A 15,918-nucleotide genomic window follows, 5' to 3' on the forward strand; every position below is an offset into this window, starting at 1 on the left:
ACAGCCGGGCGCTCACTCCCCGGTGGCGCCGTCGACCGCCTCGCGCAGCAGGTCGGCGTGGCCGTTGTGGCGCGCGTACTCCTCGATCATGTGGACGAGGACCCACCGCAGCGACACGGGCTCGCCGGTCCCGCGGTGCCGGCGGCGCGACTCCTGGTCCAGACCGCCCGCGGCGAGCGCGGCCGTCAGCGCCCGCTGCGAGCGCGCGACCGAGGCGTCCCACTGCGCGCGCAGCTCCTCGGGGGTGTCGTCGGCGGCGCTCGTCCACTCCCAGTCGCGGTCCGCGTCCCAGTCGGCCGACGCCCAGGGCTCGACGTGCTCGTCGAGCCACACCTGGGAGAACCAGTTGTCCTCCACCATCGCCAGGTGCTTGATCAGCCCGCCGAGCGTCATCGTCGACGGCGGCAGGCGGCGGCGCAGGGCCTCGCCGTCGAGCCCGTCGGTCTTGAGGAGCAGCGTGCGGCGGTGGAAGTCGAGGAAGCCGAGCAGCGTGCCCACCTCGTCGGCGTGGTGCTGCGGGTCGACGCGCTCGGGCGTGAGGGGTTCCATGGCCGTCATGCTGCCCGGTCCGCGGTCGGTTGCGCATCCGTGTGCGCTACGTGCCGCAGCTGCCGCCAGATCAGCACGACGAACACCGCCGACCCGACGAAGCCGAACCAGAACGGCGCCGTCACGCCCCAGTGCTGTGCGAGCCACCCGCCGATCGCGGCGCCGACCACCAGCCCGCCGAACGTGCCGATGAGGTTCACGCTGTTGACGCGCCCCTGCAGCGCGCTCGGCACGGCGCGCTGCCGGATGGTGATGGACGTCGTCCCCCAGACGAACGCGTGGGCGCCGAAGACGAAGAACACGGGCATGGCGACCCAGGGGCTCGTCGTCAGCGCGAGCGCGAGGTGCATGAGCGTCTCGACGACCAGCCCGACGCGCATGATCGCGGTGAGCGTGACCCGTGCCGTCAACCAGCCGAAGGCCGCGACGCCGACGATCCCGCCGACCGCCTGCATCGTCGTCACCAGGCCGAAGCCGACGTCACCCAGGCCCAGGCGCTGCTGCGCGTAGAGCACGAGCACGGACCACGCGGCGCCGAACGTCACGTTGAAGATGAGGATCGTCAGGACGAGCGTGCGCACGGCCGGGTGGCGCCAGGTCCAGCGCACGCCCTCGACGATGTCGCCGCGGACGGTCCGCTGCTCGTGCGCCTCGCGACCGTGCGGCGGCAGCACGACGCGCGAGACGAGCACGACGCCCGCCGCCATGAGCACGGCGGCGCCCGCGAACGGCGACCACTGCCCGGCGGCGAACAGCGCCGCACCCAGCGGCGGGCCCGCGAGCTGGTTGAGCCCGATGACCCCCGCCATGGTCCGCTGGTTGGCCACGGCCAGGTCGTCGCGCTGCACGATCATCGGCGTCAGGGTGCTGCCCACGTTGTCCGCGAACGTCTCGGCCGTGCCCAGCAGGAACAGCGAGGCCAGGACGAGCCAGATCGGTGCGGCCTCGACGGCGACGCACGTCGCGAGGACGGCCAGCAGCACGACCCGCGCACCGTCCATCGCCATGACGAGCCGGCGCCGGTCCACACGGTCGGTGACGGCACCCGCGAACAGCCCGAACAGCAGCGGCGGCAGCCACCCCAGCAGCGCCGCCAGGGCGACGAGGAACGCCTGGTCGGTGCGCGACGCGACGAGCAGCGGGCCGGCCGCGAGCACGAGCCCGTCGCCGAGGTTCGACGACCACGACGCCGCGAGCAGCCACCGGAACGGACGACCGAGGCGCTCGGGCAGGGCGGTCTCGACCACGCGCGTCAGCACCCGGTCAGGGTAGCCAGCACACCACGGACCCCGGCGAACCCTTTCGGCCCGTCGGTGCCCGCTGCCAGACTTCCGGCATGACCCGGGACGACGCGTTCCTGCAGGCCGCCGACGCGGTCCTCGCCCTCGTCGCCCGGCCGGAGGTCGCCGCGCGCTGGTCGGAGCCGAGCGCGCTGCCGCAGCTGAGCGTCGGGGCGCTGGCCGTCCACCTGGGCAACCAGGTCGTGCGCGCGGCGCAGGTCGTCGCCCTCGACCCCGCGGACCTGCCCGTCCTGGCCGACGCCGACGAGCACTACGCGCGGTCGGCCTGGCCGACGGCGGCCCCCGAGGACGCGATCAACGACCACAGCCGCGACGAGACGGCCGCGCTGGACGGGCCCGACGCGCTGCACGACCGCGTCGTCGAGCACCGCGAGACGTTCCGGGACGCCCTGACCAGCGGCGCCGCACGCGACGTCGTGCCGGTGCCGTGGGCCGGGTGGGCGATGCGGCGCGAGGACTTCCTCCTGACGCGCCTCCTGGAGGTCGTCGTGCACACCGACGACCTGGCCGTCAGCGTCGGCATCGACACCCCCACGCTCCCCACCGAGGTCTTCGACCCCGTGCGCGACCTGCTCGCGCGCCTCGCGGTCGCGCGGCACGGGCAGGCGCGGGTCGTCGCGGCCCTCACGCGCCGTGAGCGCGCGCAGCCGATCCACGCGTTCTGACGCGACGCCGCTCGTCCGGTGCGCGTTGTCCTTCGGGGCGCCCGCCGGTCCTCGACCGCTACCGGTCCCGCAACCGCGCCATGTACCTGCCGGGCTCGGTGGCGGTGAACCCGAACCGCTCGTAGAGCCCGTGCGCGTCGGCGGTGGCCAGCACGACGCGCGGCAGCCCCGCGGCGTCGAGGTGCGCGACGACGCCCCCGACGAGCGCCGTCCCGACGCCGTGCCCGCGCTCGGCGTCGTCGACGAACACGTCGCACAGCCACGCGAAGGTCGCACCGTCGGTGACCACGCGGGCGAAGGCCACCTGGCGGCCGGACGCGCGTTCGAGCACGCCGAAGCAGAGCGACGCGTCGATCGCGGCGTCCTGGACGTCCGCGGCGCGCCCGCGCGCCCAGTAGGAGCGCTCGGACAGCCAGCGGTGCACGGTCGCGCGGTCGACGTCGGCACGGTCGGCCGTGAACCGGTAGCGGGCGGCGTCGAGGCCGTGCGCGCCCTGGCGGGTCGTGTCGTCCGTCGTCACCGGCGCGACACTACCGAGCGGCGGGTCCGCGGGGGAGGGTGAGCGTTCCACCGGCCGGGGGCGTCACGGCGTCGCGGTGAGCACGCCCGGCAGCTCGTCGAAGCGCGCCCGCGCGTCCAGCGACACGACGGCGCGCCCGTGCTCGACGGCGTGCGCCGCGATGATCACGTCGTGCGAACCGCGGGCGGCACCCGCCCGGCGCACGTGCGCGAGAAGCCGGGCGTGCTCCGCGAGCTCTCCCGCAGTCATCCCCCCGACGCGACCGGCGGCACCACGTCGTCCAGCCGCCACGACGTCGCCGCGAGCGCCGCGACCGGCATCGGACGGCCGTAGTGGTACCCCTGCGCGGCGGGGCAGCCGAGCTCCTCGAGGAGCCGCGCCTGCTCGGGCGTCTCGACGCCCTCGGCGACGACGAGCATGTCGAGCTCGGCGCACAGGCCGAGGAGCGCGCGGACCATGCCCGTGCGCCGCGTGGACGTCGTCAGCGACGTGAGGAACTGCCGGTCGAGCTTGAGGAAGTCCGCGGGCAGCTCGTCGAGCCGGCTCAGCGAGGAGTAGCCGGTGCCGAAGTCGTCGATCGCGATGCGCACGCCCCCGGCCCGCAGCGCCGTCAGCGCCCGCAGCGCGGCGGGCCCGGACGCCTCGACGACGCTCTCGGTCACCTCGAGGACGAACTGCGACGCCGGCCAGCGCGCGGCCTCCAGCGCCTGGAGCACGCGGTCGGCGTAGCCCAGCCCGACCAGCTCACGCCCCGAGACGTTGACGCCCATGTGCACGGGGCGCCCCCACGCGCGCTGCAGCACGTGGGCGTCGGCGCACGCGAGCCGCAGCACCTCGGCACCGAGCTGGTCGATGACGCCGCCGTCCTCCGCGGCGGGCACGAACTCCATCGGCGGCACGGGGCCGAGCCGGGGGTGGTCCCAGCGCGCGAGCGCCTCGACCGCGACGACCTCTCGTGAGGGGAGGCCGATGATCGGCTGGAGCTCCACGTGCAGCTCACCGGCCGCGAGGCTGCGCGCGAGGTCGTCGACGAGCCGGCTGCGTCGCCGCTCCGAGAGCACGGTGCGCCCGCGCCCGGCGGCCTTGGCGGCGTACAGCGCGGAGTCGGTGCGTCGCAGCACCTCGGCCACCGTCTCGCCCTCGACGTGCTCGGCCACGCCGCACGAGACCGCGGCGGGCGCCGCCGCGCACAGCATGTCGGCGACGGTGTGCGCCTGGAGGCCCGTGGTGCCGGGCAGCAGGACCGCGAACTCGTCCCCGCCGCGGCGGCCCAGCACCATGCCCGGCACGTCGAGCTCACGCCACGCGTCGGCCGTGGCCCGCAGCAGGTCGTCGCCCGCGGCGTGCCCGCGCTCGTCGTTGACGAGCTTGAAGTGGTCGATGTCGACGAGCGCGAGCGACAGCGGCAGGCCGCGCCGTTCGCGTCGTTCGATGGCGTGCTCCAGGGCGCTGTCCCACGCGCGCCGGTCCGCCAGCCCTGTGAGCGCGTCGACGCCGGCCGTCGACGCGTGCCGGGCCAGCACGCCGACCGCCCACGCGACGCCCGCCCACAGCACCACGTACGCGGCGCACACCAGCAGGGGCACGTGGTGCACGACCAGCAGCGGACCCACCTGGCACGCACCGGCCACCGCGACCAGCACCCACGCGTCGCGCCGCCGCAGGAAGAGCATCGACTCGATCGCGACGAGCATGGCCATCGCCGCGGACGCCATCGCGAGCGTGAGCGTGGGGGACATCGTCGTCCCGACGCCGAGCGCGGCCGCGCCGGCGAGCACCGTGAACGCGATCCCGCGCGTCGGGATCCGCGGCCCGACCACGAGGAGCACCGGGCCGGTGGCGACCGCGGCCAGCGCGAGCACCAGCAGCGGCACGCCCCGCGGGCCCTCGACCCGCAGCACGTCGAGCGAGAGCAGGGCCGCGGTGACCCCGCCGACGGTGAAGAGGAAGGCAGTGGTGCGCACCAGGACGTCGGACGTACCGGTGCGCGTCGACGTAACCACCTGCCCACACTCGGCCCCGGCGGCCTGTTCGTCCAGGTCTGCGACGCTCGGCGTGCCCGGCACGCCGGAGGATCACCCGCTCGCCACACCCGGCGCGGTGGTCGGGGGCGTCAGCGGCGGAAGCCGCCCTCGGTCGACAGGACCTGCCCGACGACCCAGCGGCCGGCGTCGGAGACGAGCCACTCGATGAGCCGCGCGGGGTCGTCCGGCTCCCCGAACCGGCCGCCGGGGAAGTGCGCGACGATCGCGGCGAGGTCCTCGGGGGAGCGGGCCTCGGCGTCGACGTCGAGGTACCCGGTGTTGACGGGGCCGGGGTTCACGGTGTTGAGCAGGATGCCGCGCTCGGCGAGGTCGTGCGCGACCGAGGCGGTGACTCCCGCGAGCGCCGCCTTCGACGCGGCGTACGCGATCTCGTGCGGCATCGCGCCGTGACCCTGCCCCGACGTCATCCACACGACGCGCCCGCCGGGACGCCCGTCGTGCTGCGCGGCGAACGCCTTGGTCGCCAGGATCGTCGAGCGCGTGTTGACGGCCCAGTGCGCGTCGAGGGTCTGCACGGTCTGCTCGGCGAGGGGTCCGTCACCACCGCTGCGCGCGTGGTTCGCGACGAGCACGTCGAGGTGGCCGAGCGCGTCGACGGCACGTGCCACGAGCTCCTCGCCGCCCGTGGGCGCCGCGAGGTCGAGGCTCGTCGCCGCGAGACGGGCCCCCGGGACGAGCTCGGCCTGCAGCGCCGCGAGCACCGCCGGCACGTCGTCGGCGCCCCACGGCTGCTCGGCGTCGTGCGGGGCCCAGTGCTGGACGAACACGCTCGCCCCCGCACGGGCCAGCCGGGACGCGACCGCGAAGCCGATGCCGCGCCGTCGGCTGACGCCGGTCACGACAGCGGTACGTCCGCGCAGGTCCTCGCTCATGAGGGGCGACGCTAGACGGGCGGGCCGCCCCGGCGCATCCCGAATCGCTGCCGCTGCCCGCCGCCGGCGCAAGGGCGGCGAAACGGGCACCGGGCCCCTCAGCCGGCCCGTAGGGTGTGGTCCGGCGCGGACGTCGGGGGGCGAGCCGTGCCGGCCGTGACCTGCGACGGTTCCTCCTGCTCCCCGCGGAAGGATGGTCATGGACGCGCGCCCGGTCCCCCAGCCCGCTCTCGACCGCATGGTCGACCCCGCCGGGCACCCCCTGGTCGTGGGCGTCGTCCCGGGGCAGGACCCGCTCGTGGTGCGCACCGCCGCGGCGTGGGGGCGGGCCGTCGGCGCCCCGTACCTGCACCTCGCGTACGTCGACCCCGCCCGGTACGTGGTGCAGGAGCGGGCCGACGGGTCCGTCGCGCACATGTCGATGGACCCCGACACCGCCGACGACGCGTGGCAGCGCACGCGGGACGAGCTGCGCGCGCAGGCCGCCGAGCACCTCGCCGGGCAGCAGGTCGTGTGGCGCGTGCACTACCTGGCGGGGCGTCCCGACCGTGCGCTGACGCACCTCGCGCGCGCCGTCGACGCCTCCGCGATCGTCGTCGGCAGCCGGTCGGGGCGGCTGCGCGAGCTGCTCGAGGGGTCGATCGCGCTGCACGTCGCGTACCACCAGCACCGTCCCGTGCTCACCGTGCCGCTCAGCGTCGTCGACTGGCAGGACCCGCGGGCGCCGTGGCAGCGCTGACGCCGCCGCACGGCACCGACGCACCGCCCGCACCACCGGCCGACGCGCTGCCGCTGCCCGCCGCGGCGCTGCTCGTGGCCGCGGGGGGCACCCTCGGCGTGCTCGTCCGCGCGCTGCTGACGCAGCCCGTCGCCCCGGGCGGGTGGCCGTGGCGCACCTTCGCGATCAACGTCCTGGGCTCGTTCGTGCTCGGTGCGCTGCTGGCGCTCCTGCAGCGGGGTCCCGACGTCGGCCGGCGCCGGGCGGTGCGCCTGGGCGTCGGCACGGGCGTCCTCGGGGGCTTCACGACCTACAGCACGTTCGCGCTCGAGGTCGAGCAGCTGCTCGAGGCCGGGCACGTCGTGACCGGCGTCGCCTACGCGCTGGGCAGCGTCGTCCTCGGCGTGGCGGCGGCGGGGGTGGGGATCGTGGCAGCGGGCCGCGTCCGGTCGGGACGTCGCGGGCTGGGCGGCGACGCGGGTGAGGAGCCGTGATCGTCGCGGTCGCGCTCGCGGGCGGCCTCGGCGCGGCCTCGCGCCTCGTCGTCGACACCTGGGTGTCGGGCCGCACGCGCGCGGCCCGGCGCGAGCGGCCGGGGGCGGTCCGCGCCCGCCCGCAGGTCCCGTTGGGCACGCTGGTCGTCAACGTCACCGCGTGCCTGCTGCTGGGTGCCCTCACCGGCTGGTTGCTGGCCCACCCGGGCCACGACGACGTGCGCGGGGTGCTCGGCGTGGGCTTCCTCGGCGGCTACTCGACGTTCAGCACCGCGAGCATCGAGGCCGTCCGGCTGCTGCTCGCGGGCCGCGGCGCGGCCGGGGTGCTGCACGCGCTCGGCATGCTCGCGGCCTGCGTGACGGCCACGACGGTCGGTCTCGCGCTCACGTCACCCTGACCCGCCCGCGTGCGGGGCCCTGGTCGGGCGCGGGGGACACGAGCCCCGTCGCCGGACCGGGCACCGCGCACGCGGGCGGGTGCAGAGCCCGAAGGCGGGCCGCGCCGTGTCACCAGGACGGCGCGACCCGCCGACCCCCTGACACCGGGGGAACCCGTCCCGGCAGGCGCGGACCTGGCCGGGTCGGGAGGCGGTGGGTGCGGTCCGACGCGGGTGCGTCGGACCGCACCGGCGATCAGCTCGCGGTGCAGGTGAGCACGGGCGTCGACGGCGAGCCGCCGCCGAGGAACCCGAACGTCGCCGACCCGTTGGCGGGCAGCGAGCCGTTCCACGAGACGTTGCGGACGGTGACCTGGTCGCCCTGCACGGTCAGCGAGCCGTTCCAGAGCTGGTCGATCCGCTCGCCGGACGTGCGCCACGTGACGGTCCACCCGGAGACCGCCGCACCGGCGCGCACGGTGACCTCACCCTGGAACCCGCCGGGCCAGGAGTTGCCGGTGGTGTACGTCGCGGTGCAGCCGCCCGTCGGGGGCGGGGTGGTCGTGGTCGGCGTCGGCGTCGGCGTCCGGGTGGGCGTGACGGTCGGCGTCGGCGTCGGCGTGACGGTGGGCGTCGGCGTGACCGTCGGCGTCGGGGTGGGCGTCGGCGTGGTCGTCGTCGACGTCAGCGACGTGAAGAACTGCCAGATCTCGCCGGGCACGTGCGACTGCTGCTTGCCGCGGTCGACGGCGGCCCACTGGTGGTCGCTGTCGTTGGCGATCCACACGACGGGGAACCCGTCACGGCACTGGTAGGTCGTCTTGGTGTGCGGCTGGCCGCTGTTGCCGGCCGGCTCGGGCGCGTTCTGCGCCTGGCAGCCGTTGTTGCGCAGCGCGCGGTCCCGCAGGGCGCGACCCTGGGAGATGTTCAGGACGCTGTCGACGACGCCGTGCGAGCCGAGGTACGCGATGGGCTGGGTGCCGCCCTCGCAGCCGGACAGCTGCGCGCCGTTGAGCACGGCGACGGCGCGGAAGACGTTCGCACGGGCGCAGGCCAGCGCGTTGCTCATGCCGCCGCCGTAGCTGAACCCGGTGGAGAACCGCTGCGTCGTGTCGACGCACAGGGCGGCCTCGACGGTCCGCAGGATGTCGTCGATGAAGGTGACGTCGCGGCCGTTGTTGTTGGGCCACGCGTTGTCGATGCCCTGGGGCGCGATGAAGATCGTGCTGTTGTTCGACAGCGGCTTGAGGCCGTAGAAGTTCTCGTTCACGACGTCCTGGGCCGTGCCGTGCCACCAGTGGATGCCGAGCACGAGGCGGTAGGCCCGGTTGGGGTCGTAGTTGGCGGGCACGTCGAGCCGGAACTGACGCTGCTGGCCGCTGCTGGTGATCGTGTGGTTGCCGGTGGCCAGGCGCGGCGCGCTGCCGCAGCCGGCGGTGACGGCGGTGGGCGCGACACCACCGGCCAGCGCCGCGACAGGCGATGCCGAGGCGGGTGGCACGAGGGCGCCGACGACGAGCGCTGCGGCGGATGCCGCGAGAACCGCTCGCAGGCGGGTGGGGGCGTTTCTGGGTCGCACGGTGGGTTCCTCCCTGGCGGTGCGCCGGCCGCGATGCCGGACGCAGGTCGACCGTGGGGTGGCGAACGTTCACGGTCCGGCGAATGTAGCGATACACCACCTGCCGGGCGTAGGCGCCGAAACGGTTCGTAGGCCAACGGATCCGACGGGTGGGTCCCGGCCCGACGGCGGCGCGCCGCGCCGCGGTGCTCAGGGGTGCTGCCACACCAGCGCGTACCGCCACAGGGGAAGCCGCCGCCAGCGCGCGCCCGGCAGCACCCCGTGCATGATCTCCCGCACCTCCGCGTACGTGTGCGGGCACGGTCGCACCGTCGGCGGGGTCGGGACGGCGACCGCGACCGCCAGAGCGAGCGGGATGGTCACGAGGGACAGGCGCGTGGGGCGCGGGTGCCGTGGGTGCGCATCGCGTGCGCGACCGCGGACGCCTGGGCGTCGTCCTGCGCGTCCAGCCCCGTGACGACTCCCGCGTGGTCCGCCGCCGAGCGGTTCTGGCTGAGCTTCGCCTTCGCCTCGACGCGCTCGACCAGGACCTCGATGCCGACGACGGCCCGCAGCTGCTTCTCGACGAAGGCCGCCGGGGCGTCGGTGACCTGCCAGCGGTCGGCGCGGCCGGACTCGTGGTGGTCGGTGAGCAGCGTGACCGCCTCGTGCAGCCACGACGCGTCGGTGCGCACGCGGGCCCGGCCCGTCAGGTGCACGGCCGAGTAGTTCCAGGTCGGGACCGTGCGCCCGTGCTCGGCCTTGCTGGGGTACCAGGTGGGGGAGACGTACGCCTGCGGGCCGGTGACGACGGCCAGGGCCGGTGCGTCGTCGCCGATGGTCCGCCACTGCGGGTTGGCGCGCGCCATGTGCAGGACGAGCCGGTCCCCGTCCCACACGACGGGCAGCAGCGTCGACGTCGGGTAGCCGTCGGTGCCGACGGTCACGAGCTCGGCCGTGCCGACCGACGCGACGAGCGCGCGGATCTCGTCGGCGTCGGCGAGGGCGTTGAACACCGGGATGTACACCCGTCGGAGCGTAGCGATGCACGCGGTCCGCGTCGCGTGCACGGTGAACGGCTCGGGGCCGCCCGCCGGAGGAGTGCTCCGGCGGACGGCCCCGAGGGTCGTGCTGGGGTGGTGCGTGCGTCAGCGTGCGGCGCAGGTGGCGGACGGTGTGGCGCTGTTGCCGCCGGAGTAGTACGTCACGCCGAAGCTCTGGTTGCCGGCCGACGTGAAGGTGTTGCCCGAACGGGTGGCGTTCCAGGAGTTCTGGATCGACTGGCCCGAGCCGGGGCTGACCGTCACGGTCCAGCTGGTGGCGCCGGAGACGGTGTAGGTGACGTTGAACCGGTCGCTCCACGACTCGGCCTTGGTGGCGGTGACGGTGCACGAGCCGGTGCTGCCGCCCGTGTTCCCGCCGGTGTTGCCGCCCGTGTTGCCGCCCGTGTTCCCGCCGGTGCTGCCACCGGCCGGCGCGACCGCGCGGCCGGTCGACGCGGAGATGTGACCGGTGCACAGGTTGCGCGACTGCAGGTCCTGCAGGATGCCGGGCAGCGCCTGCACGGTGGCCGCGGGCCAGTCGTGCATGAGGATGATCTGGCCGTTGGTCAGACGCGAGGCCGCCGAGCGGATCGACTGCGACGACGCGTTGTTCCAGTCGTTGGAGTCGACGTCCCACGTGACGACCCGCAGGCCGAGGCCGGAGGCGACCGAGTTGACGGTGCCGTTGACCTCACCGTACGGCGGACGGAAGATCTGCGCCGTCACGCCGGCGGTGCTCTGGATGACCTGCTGCGTCCGCGAGAGCTGCGACTGGACGTCGCTCTGGCTCATGTTCACCAGGTGCGGGTGGTCCCAGCTGTGGTTGCCGATCTGCAGGCCGGCGTTCTTGTAGGCCTGCATGAGCGACGCGTTGTTCTGCGCGTTCTGGCCGGTGGGGAAGACCGTGGCGGTGGCGTTCGCGGCCCGCAGGGCGCTGATGATCTGGTTCGTCGTCCCCGAGTTCGGGCCGTCGTCGAACGTCAGGGAGACGTACCCGGCCGAGCAGTTCTGCGTGCTGCCGCCGGTGTTCCCACCGGTGTTGCCGCCCGTGTTGCCGCCCGTGTTCCCACCGGTGTTGCCACCGGTGTTCCCCCCGGTGCTGCCGCCGGCCGCGGCGCAGGTGGCGGACGGCGTGGCGCTGTTGCCGCCGGAGTAGTACGTCACGCCGAAGCTCTGGTTGCCGGCCGACGTGAAGGTGTTGCCCGAGCGCGTCGCGTTCCAGGAGCTCTGGATCGACTGGCCCGAGCCGGGGCTGACCGTCACGGTCCAGCTGGTGGCGCCGGAGACCGTGTAGGTGACGTTGAACCGGTCGCTCCACGACTCGGCCTTCGTCGCGGTGACGGTGCAGCCGCTGGACGTGCCGCCGCCGGTGTTCCCGCCCGTGTTACCGCCGGTGTTGCCGCCGGTGTTCCCGCCGGTGTTCCCGCCGGAGGAGCCCTCGGAGACCGTGATGTCCGAGGAGCCGGAGGACTGGTAGCCCTCGGTCGCCATGATCTGGTAGTTCTGCCGGCCGAGCTGCATGCCCTTGGACGCCCACGCGTCGAAGTGCGTCTGAGCGGTGATGGTGCCGCCCACGCGCTTCTGCTGGCGGACCGACCAGAACTGCTTGAACGTCGAGCTGTCACCCTCGATCGACGGCGCGTTGACGCGCGTCGTCTCGTAGATGTCGTACGTGCCGCCGTCGGCGTTGACGGTGCCCTTGAACGTGCCGGTCGGGCGGTAGGTGCCCCACGAGTCGACGATGTAGTACTCGATGAGCGGGCCGTTGGTCCACCCGTACAGCGTCAGGTAGGCGTTGCCCGAGGGGTTGAACGAGCCGGAGTAGGAAACGGCGCGGCCGGTGCCGGTCTGCCAGCCCTTGCCGATGACGAAGTTGCCGGTGTTCTGCCACCGCGTCGTGTACCTGCCGCCGCCGTTCATCTCGGACGAGACCGTGCCGGGGCTGTCGGTCCAGAACGAGTACCACAGGCCGTCCGTGCCGGTCCCGTTGGTGGTGATCGTGGCCGCGGTCGCGGGCGCGGCCACGGCGACGCCGCCGAGGGCCAGCGTCGCGGCCGCAACCGTGCCCAGGAGGGCGCGCACGGTGCGCTGCCCTCTCCGGGCAGGTCGGGCCGTGTCGAAAGTATCGAGCATCAAAGGGCTCCTTTGTGCGGGCACATCTGTGGGGCTGGGGTGGGGGCCGGCGGGTCAGGTGGCGCTCACCGGCTCGTGAGCAGGTGCGTCGGGCGCGGGTGGCGCCTCGAATCACCGGGCTCGGCCAGTGTGGCCGAGGTGAATGCGCAGGTGACCACGCTGCAGGGAGTGCAAACCGTTTAAGGACCGACGATGCACCCCGGAGTGGCACCGAGCCCGTGCGCGAGCTCGTGCGGCGGGGACGTTCCGAAAGCGATCGGGGCCGTCAGCGTCCGAAGGTGGGGTGACGCACCGAGGTGCCGCGGTCAGACCTCGACCGCGGCACCTCGGCCTCGCGCTGTCAGGAGCAGATGCCCCAGGGGATGTAGCTGATGTTCTGCGAGCCCTTGTAGTACGTCACGCCGAAGCTGTTGGAACCGTTCGAACGGAACGTGTTCCCGCTGCGGGTGGCACCCCACGAGTTCTGGATCGACTGGCCCGTGTTGGGGTAGACCGTCACGGACCAGCTCGAGCGGCCGGACACGGTGTAGTTGACGTTGAAGCGGTCGCCGAAGTCCTGGCTGCGGGTCCAGCTCACGGTGCAGCCGTTGTTCGTGTTGCTGCCGCTGTCGTTGCCGCCGGTGCTGCCGCCGCCGGTGTTACCGCCGCCGGTGTTACCGCCGCCGGTGTTGCCACCGCCGGTGGACGGGGAGCCCGTACCGACCGTGATGTTGGAGTTGCCGGAGGACTGGTAGCCCTCGGTCGCCATGATCTGGTAGTTCTGCGCACCGAGCTGCATGCCCTTCGACGCCCAGGCGTTGAAGTGGTTCTGGGCGGTGATGGTGCCGCCGACGCGCTTGGACTGCCGCACCGACCAGTACTGGTTGAACGTCGTGTTGCCCTGGATCGACGGCGCGTTGTAGCGGGTCGTCTGGTAGATGTCGTAGGTGCCGCCGTCGGTGGTGACGGTGCCCTTGTGGGTGCCGGTCGGGCGGTAGGTGCCCCACGAGTCGACGATGTAGTACTCGACCAGCGGACCCGTGGTCCACCCGTACAGGGTCAGGTAGGCGTTGCCCGAGGGGTTGAACGAGCCGGAGTAGGAAACGGCGCGGCCGGTGCCGGTCTGCCAGCCCTTGCCGATGACGAAGTTGCCGGTGTTGGACCACTGCGTCGTGTAGTTGCCGCCGTCGTTCATGCCGGCCGAGACGGTGCCGGGGCTGTCGGTCCAGAACGAGAACCAGTAGCCGCCGCTGGTGCCGGTCTGGTTGGAGGTGATCGTGGCGGCCATCGCGGGCGCCGCCAGGGCGACTCCGCCCGTGATGAGCGCGCCGGCCGCGACCGCGCCGATGGCGGCACGGAGCGGGCTGCGACGACGAGCGGGCCGTCGTGTGATCTCGAAAGTGTCGGTCATTCGGGGGCACTCCCTTGTGCGTGCGTGCAGGGTGTGTGACGGAGTGGCCGTCCCGCGCTCCCACCTGCGGGTCGGCGGATGGTGCTGCCGGTGTCGCCGCGGTCGTCGGTGAGCGCTTGCGACATCGATATCGACGAGTCTGCAGCGTGGGAGCGTGGCCGCTGCCACTTCGATCGAGCGATTAATCGATTAAGTGCCCCATGGAGGGCAGAACGGGGGACACCGGACCACTCGCCCGGGTGTCCACGGGCCCGGCGCGCGGGGATCTCGCAACTATCGGATCCGATGCTCCGCCGTCCGTGGCTCCCGCGGACTGTCCGTGTCGCCCACGCGGACTACCCTCCCGATCGTGACGGACGCGCGGGAGGTCGTGACCATCGACGGGGGTGACCTCGGCTGCGCCCGTCTGCTGCTGCTGCTGCGGGACCGTGTGGCCACCCTGCCGGCCGGCACCGTCGTGCACCTCGTCACGGCGGACCCGGTCGCCCCGATCGACCTGCCCGTCTGGTGCCACATGACCGGGCACACGTACCTCGGGGTCGTCGGCGGGGTCGACCGGCCGACGTACGCCGTCGCGGTCGCGGCTCGCCCGGCGGCCACCGACGCGCGCAACCCCTGGCGCCGTGGGCCCGGGGCGAGCTGACACCGGCGACCGGTGCCGCGGACCGGCAGGACGAGCCGGTCACGCCCCCCCTCGTGAGGGCTAGGTGCCGCGTGGGAGAATGGGAACCGGCTCGCGCGGCTCGCTGTCCCCATCCCGGGTGGTGGACCTGTCCGCGCGTCGCCCCGCAGCGGCTCCGTCGCCGCGGGGAGACGGCCCGCGTCCCCCGCGCAGGCCGAGCGCCCCGCGTCAAGCAGAGGTGTGACCCATGCAGCCCGCCATCGGCGAGATCGTCGTCCACCCCCACCACGGCCCCACCCGCGTCGTCGGCATGCTCGAGCGGGCGTTCCGCGGTGAGAAGCACCAGTACCTGCAGCTCGAGGTCGTCGGGAGCGGGATGGTCGTCTCCGTGCCGCTCGACAAGGCAGAGGAGATCGGCCTGCGGCCCCTCTACGACGCCGACGGCATCGCGGCGCTCTTCGCGGTCCTCGCCGCGCCCAGCGCCCAGATCCAGGAGGCGTGGACGCGCCGGTACAAGGAGAACCAGGAGCGGATGCGCAGCCAGGACCACCTGGTCCAGGCCGAGGTCGTGCGCGACCTCACGCGCCGCAGCATCGAGCGCGGCCTGTCGACGGGTGAGAAGGAGCAGCTGTGGCTCGCGACGCAGCCGCTGCTGACCGAGCTCGCGCTCGCGCTGGACGTCGAGCGCGAGCGCGCGCAGGAGATGATCGACGCCGCGATCCTCGACGACAAGGGCTCCACGCAGGAGCTGCACGCCCTGTCCTGACCGGTCGCCCCACCCCGACCTCCGCCCTGCCCGGGCGGCCCGGGCAGGGCGGTGGTGGTCTCAGGCGGGTCGGCGCGCCTGGACGACGGCGCCGTGCATGCCGTCGGCCACGTCGTGCGTGAACGTCACGGTCGCGTCGACGAACCCGGCCGCGGCCAGCCCGTCGAGGTACTCGCGGCGCGACAGCGCGCCGGCGATGCACCCGACGTACGACCCGCGCTCGGCCCGCTGCTCGGGGGTGAGCCGGTCCTCCGCGACGACGTCGGAGATGCCGAGCCGCCCGCCGGGGACGAGCACGCGGAACGCCTCGGCGAGGACGGCCGGCTTGTCGGGGGACAAGTTCACCACGCAGTTGGAGATGACGACGTCGACGCTGCCGTCGGGCAGCGGCAGGTCCTCGATCGTGCCCCGGTGGAACGCGACGTTGGTGGCGCCGGCCTTCGCGGCGTTGGCGCGCGCGAGCTCGAGCATCTCGTCCGTCATGTCGACGCCGTGCGCGAAGCCCGTCGGCCCGACGCGGCGCGCGGACAGCAGCACGTCGATGCCGCCGCCCGAGCCGAGGTCGAGCACGCGCTCGCCCTCGCGCAGCTCGGCCACCAGCACGGGGTTGCCGCACCCGAGCGACGCGGCCACCGCCTCGACGGGCAGGGCGTCGGTGTCCGTGGCCGCGTAGAGGCCGGCGCCGAAGCGCTCGTCGATCTCGGGCGCGTTCGGCCCGCCACAGCTCGCGGTGCTCTCGCCGCCGCAGCAGCCGGCCGTGCTCGCCTGTGTCGCGGCGAGCGCGTAGCGCTCCCGCACCTGGTCCCGGACGTCCGTCATGTCGCCTCCACGTATCGAAGTCTGTCGATGTGAACGATGGACCCAC

At 73.9% G+C, this 15,918-nt stretch carries 18 protein-coding genes; 6 read left to right on the plus strand and 12 right to left on the minus strand.

Annotated elements, in window-relative coordinates; all coding sequences use genetic code 11:
• Nucleotides 1–12 precede the first annotated feature (12 nt).
• Together KKR89_RS01230 and KKR89_RS01235 are read right to left on the minus strand one after the other, a co-directional pair.
• Nucleotides 13–558, minus strand: a complete 546-nt coding sequence (locus KKR89_RS01230; protein ID WP_208196895.1) for a DinB family protein — start codon at nt 556–558, stop codon at nt 13–15.
• The gene (locus tag KKR89_RS01235; protein ID WP_251140960.1) at nt 555–1,808 is read right to left on the minus strand and encodes an MFS transporter; all 1,254 of its coding nucleotides are present in this window, start codon (nt 1,806–1,808) and stop codon (nt 555–557) included. The genes KKR89_RS01230 and KKR89_RS01235 overlap by 4 nt, the downstream gene beginning before the upstream one ends.
• Nucleotides 1,809–1,885: 77 nt before the next feature.
• Between KKR89_RS01235 and KKR89_RS01240 the strand changes: the two genes are divergently transcribed.
• Nucleotides 1,886–2,515 carry a maleylpyruvate isomerase N-terminal domain-containing protein gene (locus tag KKR89_RS01240; RefSeq protein ID WP_208196896.1) on the plus strand — a complete coding sequence of 210 codons (630 nt, stop codon included), beginning with the start codon at nt 1,886–1,888 and terminating at the stop codon, nt 2,513–2,515.
• A gap of 58 nt (nt 2,516–2,573) precedes the next feature.
• Here the strand turns inward: KKR89_RS01240 and KKR89_RS01245 are convergent, their stop codons facing one another.
• The 4 genes from KKR89_RS01245 to KKR89_RS01260 form a co-directional block, all read right to left on the minus strand.
• Complete coding sequence (locus KKR89_RS01245; RefSeq protein ID WP_208196897.1) at nt 2,574–3,035, minus strand: GNAT family N-acetyltransferase; 462 nt, start codon at nt 3,033–3,035, stop codon at nt 2,574–2,576.
• Between the two features lie 63 nt (nt 3,036–3,098).
• A complete protein-coding gene (locus KKR89_RS01250; RefSeq protein WP_208196898.1) occupies nt 3,099–3,284 on the minus strand; it encodes a type II toxin-antitoxin system VapC family toxin in 186 nt (61 codons plus the stop codon).
• A complete protein-coding gene (locus tag KKR89_RS01255; RefSeq protein WP_208196899.1) occupies nt 3,281–5,038 on the minus strand; it encodes a putative bifunctional diguanylate cyclase/phosphodiesterase in 1,758 nt (585 codons plus the stop codon). The genes KKR89_RS01250 and KKR89_RS01255 overlap by 4 nt, the downstream gene beginning before the upstream one ends.
• Nucleotides 5,039–5,148: 110 nt before the next feature.
• The gene (locus tag KKR89_RS01260) at nt 5,149–5,952 is read right to left on the minus strand and encodes an SDR family oxidoreductase (RefSeq protein ID WP_208196900.1); all 804 of its coding nucleotides are present in this window, start codon (nt 5,950–5,952) and stop codon (nt 5,149–5,151) included.
• Between the two features lie 199 nt (nt 5,953–6,151).
• On the opposite strand from KKR89_RS01260, the gene KKR89_RS01265 reads away from it, so the two are divergent.
• From KKR89_RS01265 to KKR89_RS01275, 3 genes are read left to right on the plus strand one after another with little or no spacing between them, the layout of a single operon-like run.
• A complete protein-coding gene (locus KKR89_RS01265) occupies nt 6,152–6,691 on the plus strand; it encodes a universal stress protein (RefSeq protein ID WP_208196901.1) in 540 nt (179 codons plus the stop codon).
• The gene (locus tag KKR89_RS01270) at nt 6,679–7,164 is read left to right on the plus strand and encodes a fluoride efflux transporter FluC (RefSeq protein WP_307802225.1); all 486 of its coding nucleotides are present in this window, start codon (nt 6,679–6,681) and stop codon (nt 7,162–7,164) included. The genes KKR89_RS01265 and KKR89_RS01270 overlap by 13 nt, the downstream gene beginning before the upstream one ends.
• On the plus strand, nt 7,161–7,562 hold the full coding sequence (locus KKR89_RS01275) for a fluoride efflux transporter FluC (protein ID WP_208196902.1): 402 nt from the start codon (nt 7,161–7,163) through the stop codon (nt 7,560–7,562). The genes KKR89_RS01270 and KKR89_RS01275 overlap by 4 nt, the downstream gene beginning before the upstream one ends.
• Before the next feature lie 235 nt (nt 7,563–7,797).
• Here KKR89_RS01275 and KKR89_RS01280 read toward each other — a convergent pair whose 3' ends face one another.
• From KKR89_RS01280 to KKR89_RS18530, 5 genes are all read right to left on the minus strand, one after another.
• Entirely contained in the window at nt 7,798–9,120 is a 1,323-nt protein-coding gene (locus KKR89_RS01280; protein WP_208196903.1) for a cellulose binding domain-containing protein, read from the minus strand.
• Nucleotides 9,121–9,309: 189 nt separating this feature from the next.
• The gene (locus KKR89_RS01285) at nt 9,310–9,483 is read right to left on the minus strand and encodes a hypothetical protein (protein ID WP_208196904.1); all 174 of its coding nucleotides are present in this window, start codon (nt 9,481–9,483) and stop codon (nt 9,310–9,312) included.
• On the minus strand, nt 9,480–10,127 hold the full coding sequence (locus KKR89_RS01290; protein WP_208196905.1) for an FMN-binding negative transcriptional regulator: 648 nt from the start codon (nt 10,125–10,127) through the stop codon (nt 9,480–9,482). Before KKR89_RS01290 ends, KKR89_RS01285 begins: the two co-directional genes overlap by 4 nt.
• Nucleotides 10,128–10,247: 120 nt before the next feature.
• The gene (locus KKR89_RS18525) at nt 10,248–12,275 is read right to left on the minus strand and encodes a glycoside hydrolase family 11 protein (protein ID WP_208196906.1); all 2,028 of its coding nucleotides are present in this window, start codon (nt 12,273–12,275) and stop codon (nt 10,248–10,250) included.
• Between the two features lie 340 nt (nt 12,276–12,615).
• Nucleotides 12,616–13,665 carry a glycoside hydrolase family 11 protein gene (locus tag KKR89_RS18530; RefSeq protein ID WP_208196907.1) on the minus strand — a complete coding sequence of 350 codons (1,050 nt, stop codon included), beginning with the start codon at nt 13,663–13,665 and terminating at the stop codon, nt 12,616–12,618.
• Between the two features lie 349 nt (nt 13,666–14,014).
• Here KKR89_RS18530 and KKR89_RS01305 point away from each other — a divergent pair, with 349 nt between their 5' ends.
• Together KKR89_RS01305 and KKR89_RS01310 are read left to right on the plus strand one after the other, a co-directional pair.
• Complete coding sequence (locus tag KKR89_RS01305; protein ID WP_251140961.1) at nt 14,015–14,308, plus strand: sulfurtransferase TusA family protein; 294 nt, start codon at nt 14,015–14,017, stop codon at nt 14,306–14,308.
• 226 nt (nt 14,309–14,534) lie between these two features.
• Complete coding sequence (locus KKR89_RS01310; protein ID WP_208196908.1) at nt 14,535–15,053, plus strand: CarD family transcriptional regulator; 519 nt, start codon at nt 14,535–14,537, stop codon at nt 15,051–15,053.
• A gap of 60 nt (nt 15,054–15,113) precedes the next feature.
• Here KKR89_RS01310 and arsM read toward each other — a convergent pair whose 3' ends face one another.
• Nucleotides 15,114–15,872: an arsenite methyltransferase gene (arsM, locus tag KKR89_RS01315; RefSeq protein WP_208196909.1), complete on the minus strand. Its 759-nt coding sequence runs from the start codon at nt 15,870–15,872 to the stop codon at nt 15,114–15,116.
• Nucleotides 15,873–15,918: the final 46 nt, after the last annotated feature.

The organism is Cellulomonas dongxiuzhuiae, from assembly GCF_018623035.1.
GTDB classification, from domain to species: domain Bacteria; phylum Actinomycetota; class Actinomycetes; order Actinomycetales; family Cellulomonadaceae; genus Cellulomonas; species Cellulomonas dongxiuzhuiae.

What these genes read in the sequence shown, in the direction of transcription:
- KKR89_RS01230 (WP_208196895.1), bottom strand. Translation starts at nt 558, where the DNA reads ATGACGGCCATGGAACCCCTCACGCCCGAGCGCGTCGACCCGCAGCAC.
- KKR89_RS01240 (WP_208196896.1), top strand. Translation starts at nt 1,886, where the DNA reads ATGACCCGGGACGACGCGTTCCTGCAGGCCGCCGACGCGGTCCTCGCC.
- KKR89_RS01250 (WP_208196898.1), bottom strand. Translation starts at nt 3,284, where the DNA reads ATGACTGCGGGAGAGCTCGCGGAGCACGCCCGGCTTCTCGCGCACGTG.
- KKR89_RS01260 (WP_208196900.1), bottom strand. Translation starts at nt 5,952, where the DNA reads ATGAGCGAGGACCTGCGCGGACGTACCGCTGTCGTGACCGGCGTCAGC.
- KKR89_RS01265 (WP_208196901.1), top strand. Translation starts at nt 6,152, where the DNA reads ATGGACGCGCGCCCGGTCCCCCAGCCCGCTCTCGACCGCATGGTCGAC.
- KKR89_RS18525 (WP_208196906.1), bottom strand. Translation starts at nt 12,275, where the DNA reads ATGCTCGATACTTTCGACACGGCCCGACCTGCCCGGAGAGGGCAGCGC.
- KKR89_RS18530 (WP_208196907.1), bottom strand. Translation starts at nt 13,665, where the DNA reads ATGACCGACACTTTCGAGATCACACGACGGCCCGCTCGTCGTCGCAGC.
- KKR89_RS01310 (WP_208196908.1), top strand. Translation starts at nt 14,535, where the DNA reads ATGCAGCCCGCCATCGGCGAGATCGTCGTCCACCCCCACCACGGCCCC.
- arsM (WP_208196909.1), bottom strand. Translation starts at nt 15,872, where the DNA reads ATGACGGACGTCCGGGACCAGGTGCGGGAGCGCTACGCGCTCGCCGCG.